Raw genomic sequence first — 14992 nt, 5'->3', positions numbered from 1 at the left:
GGGCGGGACGGGGCGGGGAGGCTAGAGGAGCCCGAGGGAGCGGACGGCGTCGCGCTCGGCGCGGAGCTCGGCAACGGAGGCGTCGATGCGGTCGCGCGAGAACGCGTCGATGTCGAGACCGTCGACGATGCGCCAGGCGCCGTCGACCGAGCGCACGGGGAACGACGAGATCAGCCCGGCGTCCACGCCGTACGACCCGTCCGACACGACACCGGCCGACGTCCAGCGCGACCCCGTGCCGTCTACCCAGTCGCGCACGTGGTCGATCGCGGCGCTCGCCGCCGACGCAGCGCTCGAAGATCCACGCACCTCGATGATCTCCGCGCCGCGCTTGGCGACCCTGGGGATGAACTCGTTCGCCAGCCACTCCTCGTCCACCAGCTCGGTCGCCGGTCGGCCGTTCACGGTGGCGTGACTGAGGTCGGGGTACTGGCTGGCCGAGTGGTTCCCCCACACGATCACGCCGTCGATCGCGGACACGGGCACGCCCAGCTTCACCGCGAGCTGCGCGACGGCGCGGTTGTGGTCGAGCCTCGTCATCGCCGTGAACCGGTCGGCCGGCACGTCGGGAGCATGGGCGCTCGCGATCAGCGCGTTCGTGTTGGCCGGGTTGCCCACCACCAGCACGCGCACATCGGATGCTGCGCCCGCGTTGATCGCCGCGCCCTGCGGCCCGAAGATGGCACCGTTCGCCTGGAGCAGGTCCGCGCGCTCCATGCCGGGGCCGCGCGGCCGAGCCCCGACGAGCAGCGCGATGTTGACGCCGTCGAAGGCGGCGGTCGCGTCCTCGGTGACGGTCAGGTCGTGCACCAGCGGGAACGCGCCGTCCTGGAGTTCGAGGGCCGTCCCCTCCGCGGCTGCCCTGCCCTGCGGGATCTCGAGCAGCCGCAGCCGCACGGGGACGTCCGGCCCGAGCAGCTGCCCTGACGCGATGCGGAACAGGAGCGCGTAGCCGATCTGCCCTCCCGCCCCGGTGACGGTGACGGTGACGGGCGTGCGTGCGGTGCTGCCCGCCGTGGTCTCTGTTCTGCTGTCGGCGCTCATGCCGCCAGCCTATGACGGGGCGCGGAGCCGTACTACCGTGTCGGGCATGACCTTCAACCCGAACGCCGACATCAGCGGAGGCAAGGCCAAGCGACGTGGCCGCACGGCCGGGATCGCCGCGGGCGGCGTCGGCCTGGGGGCCATCGTCGTCCTGCTCGTCTCGCAACTCTTCGGGGTGGACCTCAGCGCGTTCGTCGACGGCGGTGCCCCGCAGAGCCAGACCCAGCAGATCGGGACAGGAGCCGAGCTCACCGACTGCCTGACGGGCGCGGACGCGAACGCGAACATCGACTGCAGGATGAAGGGGGCAGCCGCATCCATCGAGGCGTACTGGGCGACCGAGATGCCAGCACTCGGCGGCACGTACTCGTCGCCGCAGTTCGTCCTGTTCACCGGCCAGACCAGCACCGGGTGCGGCACGGCGTCGAGCGCGACCGGCCCGTTCTACTGCCCGCCGGACGAGACCATCTACGTCGACACGGCGTTCTACGACGAGCTGCGCAGCCGCTTCGGGTCGAGCGGAGGACCGCTGGCCGAGATGTACGTGGTCGCGCACGAGTGGGGTCACCACATCCAGAACATCGGCGGGATCATGGATGCGCACCCCAGCAGGGCCACCGGCGCCGCCTCCGACAGCGTGCGGCTGGAGCTGCAGGCCGACTGCTTCGCCGGCTCCTGGGCGGCTGCCGCGTCCAGCACGAAGGACGAGAACGGCGTGCCGTTCCTGCAGCCGATCACCCAGCCGCAGATCACGGATGCGCTCAGCGCGGCCTCCGCGGTCGGCGACGACCGCATCCAGCAGGCATCCACCGGCGGCATCCGCCCAGACACCTGGACCCACGGCTCCTCCGAGCAGCGGCAGCGCTGGTTCCTCACCGGGTTCCAGAACGGCGCGGGGGCGTGCGACACGTTCTCGGTGCGTGCGGGGTCGCTGTAGCGACTGTGCCCGCACCGCACCCGCCGGGTAGCCTCGGGCGTATGCGCACTTTCTATCCCGAAATCGAGCCGTACGACTCCGGCATGCTCGACGTCGGAGACGGCCAGCAGCTCTCCTGGGAGACCAGCGGAAATCCGGAGGGCAAACCGGTCGTGTTCCTGCACGGCGGCCCAGGCGGAGGAACGAGCCCGAACCAGCGGCGGGCGTTCGACCCGGAGAAGTACCGCATCGTGCTGTTCGATCAGCGCGGTTGCGGCAGGTCGCTGCCGCACGCCAGCGAGCCGGAGGCCGATCTCAGCACGAACACCACCTGGCATCTCGTCGCCGACATCGAGAAGCTGCGCGAGCACCTCGGCGTGGAGAAGTGGATGGTGTTCGGCGGTTCCTGGGGGAGCGCGCTCGCCCTCGCGTACGCGCAGACGCACACCGAACGGGTGACGGAGCTGGTGCTGCGCGGAATCTTCACGCTGCGGCCGGAAGAGCTCGACTGGTTCTACGAGGGAGGCGCTGCCGCGTTGTTCCCCGACCTGTGGGAGGGCTTCGTCGAGCCGGTGCCCGTCGCGGAGCGGGGGAGGCTCATCCGGGCGTACAGCAGGCTGCTCAACGACCCGGACCCTGCCGTGCACATCCCCGCCGGTGTCGCGTGGTCGCGCTGGGAGTCGTCGACGATCACCCTGCTGCCCCGGCCGGAGGTGGTGGCGAGCTTCACCGAGCAGCAGTACGCGGTGGCGTTCGCGCGCATCGAGAACCACTACTTCATGAACGGCGGCTGGTTCGAAGAGGAGCAGCTGATCCGGGATGCGCCGAAACTCGCCGGCATCCCCGCCGTGATCGTGCAGGGCAGGTACGACGCGTGCACTCCGGCGATGACCGCCTGGGACCTGCATCGCGCCTGGCCCGAAGCGGAGTTCCGGCTGATCCCCGACGCCGGCCACGCTTTCGACGAGCCAGGCATCCTGGATGCGCTCATCGAGGCCACCGACCGGTTCGCGGAGTGAGCGCCATGCAGACCGTTCTTCGCAACGTGCGGCCGTGGGGAGGCTCCCCGGCCGATCTGCGTATCGCCGACGGCGTGATCGTCGCGATCGAGCCGCACGATCCGTCCGCCGAAGCGGTGTCAGGCGACCCGGGCACCCGGTTCATCGAGGGCGACGGGCTGCTCGCCCTCCCCGGCCTGGTGAACGCGCACGCGCACCTCGACAAGAGCTGGTGGGGCAAGCCGTGGGTGTCGTACGGCGGAGAGGCCACCACCCAGGGCCGCATCGAGCACGAGCGTGCGCACCGAGGCGAGCTGGGCATCCCGAGCGGTGACAGCACCCTGGCGCTGTTGCGCGCGCTGGTGGCGCAGGGGACCACGGCGTTCCGCTCGCACGTGGATGTGGATCTCGGGGTGGGGCTCGACGGCATCCACGTGGTGCGGAATGCTGTGGCGGCGCTCGGAGTGCCCGTGGCGCTGGAGATCGTGGCGTTCCCGCAGGACGGCGTGCTGCGGCGGCCGGGCGTGCTCGACCTGCTCGACCGCGCGGCGGCGGAGGGCGCAGAGCACATCGGCGGGCTCGACCCTGCGTCGATCGACCGCGATCCCGTCGGTCAGCTTGACGCGCTGTTCGACATCGCGGACCGGCGCGGCGTCGGCATCGACATCCACCTGCACGACGGTGGGGAGCTCGGCGCGTTCCAGTACGAGCTCATCATCGAGCGCACGCGTGCCACCGGCCTCGCCGGGCGGGTGAACGTGGCGCACGGCTTCGCCATCGGGGAGCTGCCGGAGGCGCGGCGCCGCGCGCTCATCGAGGGGATGAGCGAGACCGGCGTCTCGATCACGACCGTCGCGCCGATCAACGCGCCGCGGCTGCCGCTCGCCGAACTGCGCGCTGCCGGGGTGCCCGTCGGGCTCGGAACAGACGGCATCCGCGACCTGTGGGGGCCGTACGGCGACGGCGACCTGCTGCGCCTGGCTGCGCGCCTCGCCCAGCTCTCCGGCTTCCGGCGCGACGACGACCTGGTGGATGCGGTGCGCGTCGCCACGAGCGCCGCCGCCTCCTTCGTCGGCCGCGCCTCCCACGACCTCACCGTCGGCTCCGTCGCCGACGTCATCCTCCTCGACGCGGAGAACGTCCCAGAGGCGCTCGTCGCCGCTCCGCCCCGCGCCCTCGTCCTCGTCGCCGGCCGCGAGTTCCCCGCCTGACCCCCTCCCCACATAATCGAGCCGGGACTTGTGCATGCGGCACGCCGGGCGTGGGCGTACAGAAGTCCCGGCTCGATTGCTGGGGGAGGGAGGGTCAGCCGGCGAGGGCGGCGAGGGCTCGGCGGAGGGTCGTGGATGAGGTGGTCATCGTGTACGGGAAGTAGACGACCTCGACGCCGACCGCGGCGAACTCGCGCTCGAGCCGCAGCCCCTTCTCGGTGCCGCGCCAGTCGTCGCCCTTGAAGAACACGTCGAACTGCAGCTCGCGCCAGGTGTCCAGCTTGTCGGGGACCGTCTCCGCCACGGCCTCGTCGACGAAGCCGATGTTGCGCACGATCTCCAGGCGCTCGGCGAGCGGGATGACAGGGTCGATGCCCTTCACCTGCCGCAGCATCTCGTCGGAGACGACGCCGGCGATCAAGTAGTCGCACTGGCTCTTGGCGTGTTTCAGGATGTTGAGGTGTCCGATGTGGAACAGATCGAACGCCCCTGCTGCATAGCCGACGCGTCGGGTCACGGGCTGCACCTTTCGGGGTTGAGATATCCTCACCTATTCTGTCGAATAAGTGAGAATTTGTCACCCCTTTGGCGAGAACTCCGAGAACTCCGAGAACTCCGTCGGCTCTGGCGCGCGCCGCCGCGCCGTCTACGGCTTCGTCGCGAGCAGTACTGCGGCGATCCGCGCCGTGAGCGGCTCGATCTGCCCGAGCGAAGCCACGTACGCCGACCGTCCGCGCCCATACGGATCGAGGATGTCTCCCTCCACGTACCCGCGCCTCGTCGCCGCTCCGCGGTTCGCGACAGCGGCGCTCGGGCGGTGCGATGCCGCCCAGGCCGTCAGCTCGCGCGCGGTCAGCGCAGCGGGCTCTGGGTGCGCGGCCACCGCATCCGCGAACTCGGTCAGCGTGAACGCCCTCCTCACCACCCCCGGCGCCGTGCCGACTGCCCACTCGCGGTGCTCGCGGGTGGCCGTGAGGACGAGATCGGAGCCGGAGAGCATCCGGTGGTCGGCCTGGCGCGACACGAACTGGTCGCTCTCGATGCCGCGCTCTGCCAGCAGCTCGTCCATCGGCGAGGAGATCCCCCATCCCGTCATCGCGTGCGTGCCTGCCGAGCTCACGGAGAACCGCGCGTCGCCGGAGAGGGCGTGCGCTAGCAGCAGGTCGGCGGCGGGGGAGCGGCAGATGTTTCCCGTGCAGAGCGTCAGGATGCGGAAAGTTGCGTGAGGCACTCCGCCATTCTCCCGGACGACGCTGATGGATGCGCTTACTCGCGGAACCGGTCGCGCTGAGCCTGGCAATCCCCTGAGAGGGGGTCGCTGATCGAGCCCGCTTTGAGAGCGCTTTCAACCTGTGTTTTGCTCAAGATCACGGGTGTTGGCCAATCTGTGTGGCGCGCCATTATGCGGAAAGTGGCACCCGAATGGGGGGTGGCTGTCGGAGAAAAGCCCAAGCAGACGCGCGGTACGCTTGTCGATTTATGTTTCGCGACCGGGTAGTCGGTCTGCTAGCGTGCTCACAGCATTTCAGTAGTCGTTGGTCTCACCTACTGTTCCACCCCCGCAACGACGAAAGTTTGGACAGACGTATTTATGGTTCGTCAGCCCGCACATAGAAACGAAACCCCCAAGAAGAACCACAAACTCGGATTCGGCATTGCCGCAGGCGCCACCGTGGTGGCTGTCGCGGCCTTAGGTCTGCCCGCTCTCGCGGCGACCGCTGCCCCGATCACCTATCAAGTCGGTCAGCGAATCGTGACCGACTCCCTCGACCGCACACAGCCGAACGGCTGGGGCGCAGCCCAGGTCGGCGGCACCTATTCGCTCAGCAGCAGCAAATCCTTCTCCGCGGACGGGAAGACGGGCGTCATGGCGCTCCCCCGTCCTGGAGCGTCGCTCACCGCATCCCTTCCGGCGGTCAGCGCATCAGACCTGACGGCGTCGACGACCATCGACGTTCCGCGCATCCCGACCAGCGGCAACGGCGTCTTCGCCGGCCTGCAGCTCCGGGTCGCGACCGGGTCGTACTACCAGGCGGACGTTCGTGTCGGAGCAGGGGGCAACCTCACGCTCACCATCGTGCGCGTCAACGGCTCGACCGCCAACCAGACCACCGTCGCACCGGAGATCCGCGTCGCCACCGGTCTCAAGGCGGGCGCAAGCGTCCAGCTCGAGTTCCAGGCGACCGGCAGCAACCCCGTCGCCCTGTCGGCACGCGCGTGGCAGAACGGTGCGGCGAAGCCGAACTGGCAGGCGACGGCGAACGACGCGAGCGCTCAGCGCATCCAGCGTTCAGGAGCCATCGCCGCGTGGTCGTACCTCTCTGCTTCGACCGCGACGCAGAACGTCGCGTTCGACAACCTGACAGCGAGCACGCTGGTGCCCGTCACAGCGACGACTCCGGCGCCGGCGCCCACGAAGCCGCCCGTCGCGACGCCCACCCCGGCGCCGACGACTCCTGCTCCGAAGCCCACCGCGCCGACGACTCCGGTCACCCCGACGCAGCCGACGACGCCGGCCCAGCCCGCTCCAGCGGCTGACCCGTCGATCGACACCACGGGGATGCGCGTCGCGGCAGGCGCCGCGGCCATCGGCACGACGCAGTACGCCGTGCCGGCGAACGCCATCGCCGTGTCGCCGTCCGGGTCCGACTCGGCGGCCGGATCGGTCGCCGCCCCGTTCCGCACTGTGCAGCACGCACTCGACGTCGCCCCCTCCGGCGCCACGATCGTCCTGCGCGGCGGCAGCTATCACGAGTCGCTCAACGTGCCTTCCGGCAAGGCCGTGACCATTCAGTCGTACCCGAAGGAGGCTGCGTGGCTCGACGGAAGCTCCGTGGTCGGCGGCTGGGCGAAGTCCGGCGCCACCTGGGTAGCCTCCGGCTGGAACCACGTGTTCGACTCGAGCCCGACGTACACGCGCGGTGCTCCTGACGGCACGTCGGCGGGCTGGCAGTGGCTGAACCCGGACTACCCGATGGCCGCGCATCCCGACCAGTTGTTCATCGGCGGGGTCGCGCAGACGCAGGTCTCGAGCCGCGCCGCTGTGAAGCCAGGCACGTTCTTCTACGACACGGCCGCCAAGCAGCTCGTGATGGGTTCTGACCCGACCGGCAAGGAGATCCGCGCAAGCGACCTGCAGAAGGCGATCTCGGTCGGAAGCGCCGGCTTCACCCTCAAGGGCGTCGGCGTGCGCCGCTACGCTCCGTCGGTCCCCGACATGGCTGCGGTCACCGACTACAAGGGCGGCGCCACGTTCGAGAACGTCTCGTTCCTCGACAACGCGACCACCGGCGTCTCGGTCGGCGGGTCGGGCAACACGCTGCGCCAGGTGACGGCGGCCCGCAACGGCCTCCTCGGCATCCACGCCAACAACTCGGACAACCTGAAGCTGTCCGGCGTGCTTGCGGCGAACGACAACAGCGAGCACTTCAACACCTCGCCGGTCAGCGGTGGCGTGAAGATCACCCGTTCGCGCGGCATCGACGTGCAGTCGAGCGCGTTTCTCAACAACGCCAGCCACGGCCTCTGGTTCGACGAGTCGGTGTACGGGATGACCGTCGCGAACAACGACTCGCTGAACAACGCGGGCAACGGCATCGTGATCGAGATCTCGTCCACGGCGAACATCGTCAACAACGTGGTCTCCGGCAACGCGAAGTCCGGCATCAAGCTGAACGACGTGAGCTCGGTGCAGGTCTGGAACAACACGATCGCGAACAACGTGCGCAACCTCGACATCACCCAGGATGCACGCCGCGGGGCGAACGCGTCCGATGCCGGCCACGACCAGCGCCAGGCCTTCCCCGACCCGACGATGACCTGGATCACGGGCCCCATCCAGATCAGCAACAACGTGATCTCGGGCGGAACGGGCAACTGTCTGCTGTGCGTCGAGGACTATTCGCACCAGTTCTCGGCGGCGCAGATGAAGATCACGTCGGACCACAACCTGTACCGCCGTCCATCGGCCAACGCGCCGTCCTGGGCAGTGATCTGGTCGCGCGGCGCGGGTGACCCCTCCATCTACCCGACCTTCTCCGCCTTCACAGCGGCGACCGGCCAGGATGCGCACAGTGTCCTCCAGGAGGGCGCGGCAGCCGCTGCTCCCACCCAGTTGAGCGGCATCGCCTCCGCCCTGAGCAGCGTACCGACGGCCATCCCGTCGTCGCTCGCCTCGCTCACGGGCAAGGCAGCGGGCACCGTCCACCTCGGCGCCTGGTAGGGCCGGACAGCCACACGAGCGCGAGCGCCGGGACCGAAAGGTCTCGGCGCTCGCGCTCGTTTGCGTGGTCCGGCGCTACAGCGTCGCGGGTGCCGGGTCGGGGTCGGCGGCGAGCTCCGCGCGGCGGCGGCGGAGGTCGCGGGAGACGAACCAGAGGTTCGGGATGACCTGGCAGAGCAGCACGCTGACCGCCGAGCCGATGATCGGGCCGCCCGCGCCGATCACGCCGATCAGCCACCAGGAGAGCCCGAGGTTGAGGGGGATGCTGGCGAGGATCGGCCAGACCTGGAAGGTGAGGCCGCGCTGGTCGGTCATGTACATCCCGACCGGGTATTTCGCCGCCTGCAGCGCCACGAACACCACGAAGCCGCCGATCAGCCACGGGTCGAGGGTGAGGGCGTTGCCCGCGATGAACTTCGTCAGCCACGGTGACAGGATCGCCAGCGCCAGGCCGATCGCCAGGCCGCCGGCGAGGAACCAGATCGTCGGTTTCAGCGGGGACTCCACCCGGCGCTCCGAGCGGGCGCGCGCGTAGATCGGCCAGAGGGCTACGCCCGCCGCGGCGATCGTCTGCACCGCCAGGCCGAACAACTGGGATGCGAGGTTGTACTGGGCGAGCTCTGTGCCCGTGGTCAGGTGGCTGAGCAGCAGCCGGTCAGTCTGCATCGCGATGGGCAGCGCCACCATCTGCACGAGCATCGGCCAGGCCACCCCGATCGCGGGGACGCCGGGGTAGCGGCGGGGGAACGGCACCTCGCGCAGCGCGGCGCCCACCTGCGGCTTGATCATGCGGGCGGCCACGAGCAAGCAGATCAGCGAGGCGAGGCCGTTGGCGATGTACGACAGGATCGCGATGAAGCTGCCGGCGGGCGCCGACAGGGCGACCAGTGTGGCGATGCCGAGGAACATCGCAGGCGCGACGACCGCCTGGCTCGCCACCTGCGTGCTCGTCTTCCCGAGCCCGACCAGGATGCGCGACCCGACGCTCAGCGGGAGCACCAGCCCGAACGTGCCGAGGCAGAGCATCGCGGCCAGGCTTCCGCCGTCGGGGAGCAGCCCCTGGCCGAGCAGCAGCGGCCACCAACCGAGCAGAGAGATCACGATGCCGATGCCGATGATCGTCGCGCCGGACAGCAGCAGGATGCGGAACGCCGTCGTCAGCGTGCGCCGAACCACCGGGTCGCTGCGCGGCTCGGACGAGCCGGCGACGGCGTTGATGGCCACCGCGGCGATGCCGAGGTCGGCGAACGGCAGCAGGGCGGGCAGCGCCGCCAGCAGGCCGTACTGCGCGTACGCGTCCGTGCCGAAGTTCTGGATGATGAGCCGGCTGTTGACGATGCCGATGATGCCGGAGACGCCCATGACGAGCACCTTCATGACGGCCGTCGACCCGACCGATCTGAGCATCCCGCCGCGCGCCGCCCGTGCGTGACTCATGAGGCGGCCACCGGATGCGCGGCGTCGTCGAAGAGGAGCCGTCCTGCGGCGATCCGCCCGTCGACGGCGGGCAGCGTCGCGAGGATGTCGGCGATGGAACGCCCGTCGTCGACGGCGGAGACGATCGCGCCGGCGATGCGGGCGGGACTCGCGTCCGACGGCAGCACCCTGTGGCGCTTCTCGCGCAGCCAGTCGGCGATGCCGGTCTCGTCCGTCGTGACGATCTCGCAGCCGTGCGCGAGCGCCTCGACGATCGGGAGGCCGACCTGCTCGCGCCAGCCCGGCATCCTGCGCGAGGGGAGCACGAGCGCGTGGGCGGTGCGGAGGTGGTCGTGGATCGCGGAGCGCGGCGGGTCGACGACGAGGGTGATCGACGGGTCCTCCGCTGCTGCTGCCCGCGCGTCGTCGAGCTGGCTGCCGGTGCCCAGGAGCGTGAGCCGTGCATCCGGCCGGCTCTCCCGCACGAGCGGCCAGGCGGCGAGCACGTCGCTGAAGCCTTTGCGCGGGCCGAAGTTGCCGAGGAACACGACGCTGTTCCGGTCGCGGGCAGAGCCGGGAGCATCCGTGGTGCACGGGCACGGGCTCGGCAGCGCCTCGACGGTGGAGTGCCGCGGCGGCTGGTTGCGGAAGGACTGCGCGTACAGGCCGTGCGCACCCGCCGTGCCGAAGACCGCGTTGTCGACTCTGCGCCAGACATACTCGGCCAGGAGGCGTTCGATGCGGCGGCGGATGCGCGTCTTGAATCGCGTCGGCGTCGTCTCGAACGGGCCGAGGTTCTCGATAGCGTACGTCGCGACGGTCACGCGAGGGGCGCCGACGACGCGGCGCAGGCCGATGGCGAAGAGGGTGACCGCGGTGCGCGGGAGCGCATCCAGGTAGAGAGGTTCGTTGATCTCGAGGTGGGTGATCCTGCTGGTGAGTGCGAGGCGGGCGGCGGCGAGCGTGCCCGCCTGGGCGAGTTCCAGGCCGTCGGTCAGGTTCTCGTCGAAGTCGTATCGTTTGCTTCGGAAGACGATCGCGGCGGGTTCGAGCTCGCGCGCACGCTCCAGGTGCACGCTGCGCACTTGGTCGTAGAGCCGCACGCGGGGGTGCTGCAGGCTGGTTGCGGTGGCCATCTCGTCGAACGTCCTTCAGCCCGCGAGGGTCGGTTCGCTGGCTCTGTCCATCGAGCTTAGGGCGAAAATCAAGCAATAACGAGTATTTCTCATCAAATGCCCCCGGTTGTGGGGGCCAGGTCGCCGCGGGCCTATCCTGGGTGGCACCATGACAGCCGCAGAGCGCATCGTCGTGCAGCAGTCGTTCCCCGACCCGCGGCCGACCACGAACCCGTACATCATCATGCTGCGCGACAGCCTGCTCTCCACCCCCGGCGTCGAGCTGCGCACCTTCTCCTGGAGGAGGGCGCTGCTCGGCCGCCACGACGTCTTCCACGCACACTGGCCCGAGATCCTCGTGGCCGGGCAGAGCAGACTCAAAGCACTCGTCCGCCAGGGGCTCTTCGTGCTGCTGATGTGGAAGCTCACGCTCACCAGGACGCCGATCGTCCGCACCGCCCACAACCTCCAGCTTCCGACGGGCATCTCCCGCCGCGAGCGCGCCCTGCTGCGCTGGTTCGATCGCAGGACGACCCTGCGCATCCGGCTGAACCCCACCACGGAGTTCGCGCCGGGCGTCGAATACGCCACGATCCTGCACGGCCACTACCGGGACTGGTTCGCCTCGTACCCGAAGCGCGCCCCGCAGCAGGGCAGGATCGGCTACTTCGGCCTCATCCGCCGCTATAAGGGGGTCGAAGAGCTGCTGGACGTGTTCCGCTCCGTCCCCGGAGACGATCTCCGCCTCGACGTCGCGGGCAAGCCGTCCACCGGCGAGCTCGCCGCTTCCCTCCTCCAGCGCGCCGAGCGCGACCAGCGCGTCGCCGTGACGCTCGCCTTCCTCGACGACGCCGAGATCGTCGACCTCGTCACAGGGTCGTCGCTGATCGCCCTCCCGTATCGCGAGATGCACAACTCGGGAGGCGCGCTCACCGCGCTCTCGCTCGACCGGCCCATCCTGGTTCCGGACAACGCAACGACCGAGGCGCTCGCCGACGAGGTGGGGCACGCCTGGGTGCACAGGTACTCCGGCGACCTGACCCCGGATGCGCTGGCCGCGGCGGTCGAGAGCGTCACGGCGTCGGCGCCGACCGGCCGACCGGACCTGAGCGACCGCGACTGGGCGAAGGCGGGGGAGCAGCACGCGGAGGCGTATCGCCTCGCCATCGCGCTCGCCGGAGGTACGGCGGCGCGAAGGCGCGCGCGAGAGCACCATGCGCGCGCTGGCGGCTAGCGCGTGAAGCGCGCCTCGCGCACCGGCTTCCCGCTCGCGGCGACCTCGCCGAGCGAACGCAGGCGCAGTCCCTTGTCCGCGTAGCCGGAGATCACCGCATCCACCAGGCCGCCCTTGTCGAGCACCGGCGCCGGGCCGTCGTCGACGCCGTCGACCGCGTCGGCGAACCCGTCGTGCCCGAGGATGATCGCGCCGCGTTCGCCCTGCAGAGCGAGCCGCAGCCGCTCCTCGGTGGGCGCAGTGCGCCAGTCGGCGAGCGTCGGCCCCCACAGCACGGGTGTCATCCCTGCCGCCCTGGTCGCGCGCCAGACGCGCAGGTTCTGGACGCCGTACGGTGGCCGGAACCAGTGGATGGGGACACCGGCCGCGTCTTCGAGCTCTGCGCGGCCGTCGCGCATCCGGGAGCCGAGGCTGTCGGGCGGGAGGTCGGTGAGGCGTCGGTGATCCTGACCGTGCAGCGCTATCTCGTGGCCGGCTGCCACGACCTCCGCCAGCAGCGTCGGGTTGCGGCGCACCCGGCTGAGCAGCACGAAGAACGTTGCGGTCGCACCGGCGTCGCCGAGCGCTGCGAGGATCTTCTGGGTGTCGCCGTCGACAGGCCCGTCGTCGAAGGTCAGCGCGACGAGCGGAGCATCCGTGCGCACCCGCATCACCGAGCCGAGCGGGGAGCCGGCGCGCCGCACCGCCGTGACAGCTCTGTTGCGCAGCCGTCGCAGCGCGGTCACGCTGCCGTCTCCGTCCGTGCGTACTCCTGGTAGACGCCGCCGAACGCCGCCCAGATCATCCCGAGCCCGCGGTACGCGGCGCGCGAGCCGCGCGCCTGGTGGCGCAGCGAGCCGGTGACGAGCCCGAATGCGACCCGGAGCACGCCGCCGGCCACGCGCGCGGCGCCGCCGCCGATCGCCCAGGCGCGGGCCTCGAGCGTCCCGAGCGTTCCGTCGGACAGCCGGAGGCGCACCACGGCCGCGGAGTTGCCGTGGCTCCACGCGCGGCGAAGCACCCACCGCCTGTTCTGCCTGGCGGGAGGCACGAGGTCGGTGATCACGGACTCGTCGCACCACACCATCCGGAAGCCGGCGCGATGCAGCTGCCTGCTGAACAGGGTGTCCTCGCCGCCGCTCAGTCCGAGGTCGAGGGCGAAGCGCACGCCGCTCGCCCGCACCTGGTCGAGGTCGAGCAGCAGATTTCCCGCGGCGGCGACGTCGATGAGCGTCCCGGTCGGCAGCGACCGCCGCGTGAAGAAGTCCCCGGCCTTCAGCCACGGGTCCAGCGGCCGCTCGAACGCGGCCACCACCCGCCCGGACACGGCAGAGGCGCCCGACGCTTCCCACACCCGGACCAGTTGCTCCAGCCATCCGGGATGCGGTCGCTCGTCGTCGTCGATGAATGCCAGCAACCGCGAGCCGGCAGCCTCGTCGATGGCCCTGTTGCGCACGGCGGCGATACCGGGGCGCGGCTCGACGACGTACCGCACGCCGTCCACCTGCGCGGCCGCATCCCGCCCGCTGCCGTCCGGATCGTTGTCGACCGCGAGGACCTCGACGGTGTAGTCGCTGTCTGCCTCGTCCGCGAGGGCGCGGCCCTGTGCGACGAGCGCGGGCAGCAGCTCGCGCAGGTCGTCTGGGCGATGGTAGGTGGGCACCGCGATCGTCAGGTTCGGCACATGCACAACCTACCCACCAGGGGCGGCTGCTGCGCAACTCGGCGGATGCAGGGTGCGTGATAGCATCCGCGGATGGTCGGAGAGCTGGCGGTCGTCGTCGTGAACTACGGCTCGTCCGGGCTGCTGCGCGCGAATCTCGCGCCGCTCGCCGACGCGCTGCCGGAGGCTGGCATCGTGGTGGTCGACAACTTCTCCGGCGATGCCGAGCGCGCCGCGGTCGTGGCGCTCGGCGCCGAGCGCGGCTGGGTCGTCGTCACGCCGGACGACAACCTCGGTTTCGGTCTCGGGATGAACGCCGGGGTCGACGCGGCCGCAGCGAACGGCGCCACCCGCTTCCTGCTGCTGAACCCGGATGCGACCATCGAACGGGATGCGGTCGAGACGCTGTCCGCCGCCGTCGCGGTCGAGCCGCTCGCGCTGCTGGCCCCGCGCATTCTGAGGCCGGACGGGTCGGTGTGGTTCGACGGGTCCGACCTGAACCTCGACGACGGGCGCATCACCGCGACGCGCAAGCGCGCTGTCGCGGACGACCCGCGGCTGGAGCAGTGGCTGTCCGGAGCGTGCCTGATGGTGTCCGCCGAGCTGTGGGAGCGGATCGGCGGCTTCGGGGACGGCTACTTCCTGTACTGGGAGGATGTCGAGCTGTCCTATCGGGCGCGGCGAGCGGGGGCGAGCGTCCGGGTGGTGGATGCGGCGAGCGCCGTGCACGCGGAGGGGGGCACCCAGGGAGACGGCCTCGAGACGGCCGGTGCGGCGAAGTCCGAGGGGTACTACTACTTCAACATCCGCAACCGGCTGGTGTTCGCGGCGCGCAACCTGGACGCGGCGACCGTGCGCCGGTGGAGGCGGGCGAGCCTGCCGATCGCGTGGGAGGTGCTGCTGCAGGGCGGGCGGCGGCAGTTCGCGCATCCCGTCGCTCCCGTTCGCGCGGCGTTCACCGGAGTGCGGGACGGATTGCGCGCGTCGCGGAAACGCTAGGGAAACGCGCGCCCCCGAAAGAGGGGGCATTCAGTGAGGATTTCTCGGATTAGACTGGCGGGGCAGCAGTACCCGACGCTGAAGCGATCCTCTCCACCCTGGTGCGTCCCGACTTGGTCCGGTCGGAGCGCGGACCGTGCCGACGTCGGCTGACCGACGGCCGGACACACGGCCCGAGAGACGGGGAGTGGAAAT

The 14992-nt window shown here is 70.5% G+C and carries 13 protein-coding genes; 6 read left to right on the top strand and 7 right to left on the bottom strand.

The window, feature by feature from the left end; translation table 11 throughout:
- Nucleotides 1–21 precede the first annotated feature (21 nt).
- On the bottom strand, nucleotides 22–1044 hold the full coding sequence (locus ACIRCZ_RS08625) for a malate dehydrogenase (RefSeq protein WP_402851878.1): 1023 nt from the start codon (nucleotides 1042–1044) through the stop codon (nucleotides 22–24).
- Nucleotides 1045–1090: 46 nt separating this feature from the next.
- Between ACIRCZ_RS08625 and ACIRCZ_RS08620 the strand changes: the two genes are divergently transcribed.
- Genes ACIRCZ_RS08620 through ACIRCZ_RS08610 form a run of 3 tightly spaced genes read left to right on the top strand, consistent with a single transcriptional unit; the run spans nucleotide 1091 to nucleotide 4169 of the window.
- The gene (locus ACIRCZ_RS08620; protein ID WP_402851875.1) at nucleotides 1091–1981 is read left to right on the top strand and encodes a neutral zinc metallopeptidase; all 891 of its coding nucleotides are present in this window, start codon (nucleotides 1091–1093) and stop codon (nucleotides 1979–1981) included.
- A gap of 41 nt (nucleotides 1982–2022) precedes the next feature.
- The gene (pip, locus tag ACIRCZ_RS08615) at nucleotides 2023–2979 is read left to right on the top strand and encodes a prolyl aminopeptidase (protein WP_402851872.1); all 957 of its coding nucleotides are present in this window, start codon (nucleotides 2023–2025) and stop codon (nucleotides 2977–2979) included.
- Nucleotides 2980–2984: 5 nt separating this feature from the next.
- The gene (locus tag ACIRCZ_RS08610) at nucleotides 2985–4169 is read left to right on the top strand and encodes an amidohydrolase (protein WP_402851869.1); all 1185 of its coding nucleotides are present in this window, start codon (nucleotides 2985–2987) and stop codon (nucleotides 4167–4169) included.
- A 94-nt stretch (nucleotides 4170–4263) separates the two neighbouring features.
- On the opposite strand, the gene ACIRCZ_RS08605 is transcribed toward ACIRCZ_RS08610, so the two are convergent.
- Nucleotides 4264–4686, bottom strand: a complete 423-nt coding sequence (locus ACIRCZ_RS08605; protein ID WP_055899079.1) for an adenylyltransferase/cytidyltransferase family protein — start codon at nucleotides 4684–4686, stop codon at nucleotides 4264–4266.
- Between the two features lie 129 nt (nucleotides 4687–4815).
- Nucleotides 4816–5400, bottom strand: coding sequence for a hypothetical protein (locus ACIRCZ_RS08600; RefSeq protein ID WP_055898640.1), 585 nt, complete (start codon nucleotides 5398–5400; stop codon nucleotides 4816–4818).
- Nucleotides 5401–5922: 522 nt separating this feature from the next.
- On the opposite strand from ACIRCZ_RS08600, the gene ACIRCZ_RS08595 reads away from it, so the two are divergent.
- Nucleotides 5923–8391, top strand: coding sequence for a right-handed parallel beta-helix repeat-containing protein (locus ACIRCZ_RS08595; RefSeq protein WP_402851865.1), 2469 nt, complete (start codon nucleotides 5923–5925; stop codon nucleotides 8389–8391).
- A gap of 75 nt (nucleotides 8392–8466) precedes the next feature.
- Here the strand turns inward: ACIRCZ_RS08595 and ACIRCZ_RS08590 are convergent, their stop codons facing one another.
- Both ACIRCZ_RS08590 and ACIRCZ_RS08585 read right to left on the bottom strand, forming a co-directional pair.
- On the bottom strand, nucleotides 8467–9828 hold the full coding sequence (locus tag ACIRCZ_RS08590) for an oligosaccharide flippase family protein (RefSeq protein WP_055898646.1): 1362 nt from the start codon (nucleotides 9826–9828) through the stop codon (nucleotides 8467–8469).
- The gene (locus tag ACIRCZ_RS08585) at nucleotides 9825–10943 is read right to left on the bottom strand and encodes a glycosyltransferase family 4 protein (protein ID WP_402851861.1); all 1119 of its coding nucleotides are present in this window, start codon (nucleotides 10941–10943) and stop codon (nucleotides 9825–9827) included. The genes ACIRCZ_RS08590 and ACIRCZ_RS08585 overlap by 4 nt, the downstream gene beginning before the upstream one ends.
- Before the next feature lie 148 nt (nucleotides 10944–11091).
- Between ACIRCZ_RS08585 and ACIRCZ_RS08580 the strand changes: the two genes are divergently transcribed.
- Nucleotides 11092–12156, top strand: coding sequence for a glycosyl transferase (locus tag ACIRCZ_RS08580; RefSeq protein ID WP_402851858.1), 1065 nt, complete (start codon nucleotides 11092–11094; stop codon nucleotides 12154–12156).
- Here ACIRCZ_RS08580 and ACIRCZ_RS08575 read toward each other — a convergent pair.
- Together ACIRCZ_RS08575 and ACIRCZ_RS08570 are read right to left on the bottom strand one after the other, a co-directional pair.
- The gene (locus ACIRCZ_RS08575; RefSeq protein ID WP_402851855.1) at nucleotides 12153–12881 is read right to left on the bottom strand and encodes a polysaccharide deacetylase family protein; all 729 of its coding nucleotides are present in this window, start codon (nucleotides 12879–12881) and stop codon (nucleotides 12153–12155) included. The genes ACIRCZ_RS08580 and ACIRCZ_RS08575 overlap by 4 nt on opposite strands.
- A complete protein-coding gene (locus ACIRCZ_RS08570) occupies nucleotides 12878–13819 on the bottom strand; it encodes a glycosyltransferase family 2 protein (protein ID WP_402851852.1) in 942 nt (313 codons plus the stop codon). Before ACIRCZ_RS08570 ends, ACIRCZ_RS08575 begins: the two co-directional genes overlap by 4 nt.
- 72 nt (nucleotides 13820–13891) lie before the next feature.
- On the opposite strand from ACIRCZ_RS08570, the gene ACIRCZ_RS08565 reads away from it, so the two are divergent.
- Nucleotides 13892–14797 carry a glycosyltransferase family 2 protein gene (locus ACIRCZ_RS08565; RefSeq protein WP_402851849.1) on the top strand — a complete coding sequence of 302 codons (906 nt, stop codon included), beginning with the start codon at nucleotides 13892–13894 and terminating at the stop codon, nucleotides 14795–14797.
- Nucleotides 14798–14992 lie beyond the last annotated feature (195 nt).

The organism is Leifsonia sp. NPDC102414 (assembly GCF_044765685.1).
Taxonomy (GTDB): Bacteria; Actinomycetota; Actinomycetes; order Actinomycetales; family Microbacteriaceae; genus Leifsonia.
This window is presented reverse-complemented; position numbering and strand designations above follow the sequence as displayed.

What these genes read in the sequence shown, in the direction of transcription:
- ACIRCZ_RS08625 (WP_402851878.1), bottom strand. Translation starts at nt 1,044, where the DNA reads ATGAGCGCCGACAGCAGAACAGAGACCACGGCGGGCAGCACCGCACGC.
- ACIRCZ_RS08620 (WP_402851875.1), top strand. Translation starts at nt 1,091, where the DNA reads ATGACCTTCAACCCGAACGCCGACATCAGCGGAGGCAAGGCCAAGCGA.
- pip (WP_402851872.1), top strand. Translation starts at nt 2,023, where the DNA reads ATGCGCACTTTCTATCCCGAAATCGAGCCGTACGACTCCGGCATGCTC.
- ACIRCZ_RS08610 (WP_402851869.1), top strand. Translation starts at nt 2,985, where the DNA reads ATGCAGACCGTTCTTCGCAACGTGCGGCCGTGGGGAGGCTCCCCGGCC.
- ACIRCZ_RS08590 (WP_055898646.1), bottom strand. Translation starts at nt 9,828, where the DNA reads ATGAGTCACGCACGGGCGGCGCGCGGCGGGATGCTCAGATCGGTCGGG.
- ACIRCZ_RS08585 (WP_402851861.1), bottom strand. Translation starts at nt 10,943, where the DNA reads ATGGCCACCGCAACCAGCCTGCAGCACCCCCGCGTGCGGCTCTACGAC.
- ACIRCZ_RS08580 (WP_402851858.1), top strand. Translation starts at nt 11,092, where the DNA reads ATGACAGCCGCAGAGCGCATCGTCGTGCAGCAGTCGTTCCCCGACCCG.
- ACIRCZ_RS08565 (WP_402851849.1), top strand. Translation starts at nt 13,892, where the DNA reads ATGGTCGGAGAGCTGGCGGTCGTCGTCGTGAACTACGGCTCGTCCGGG.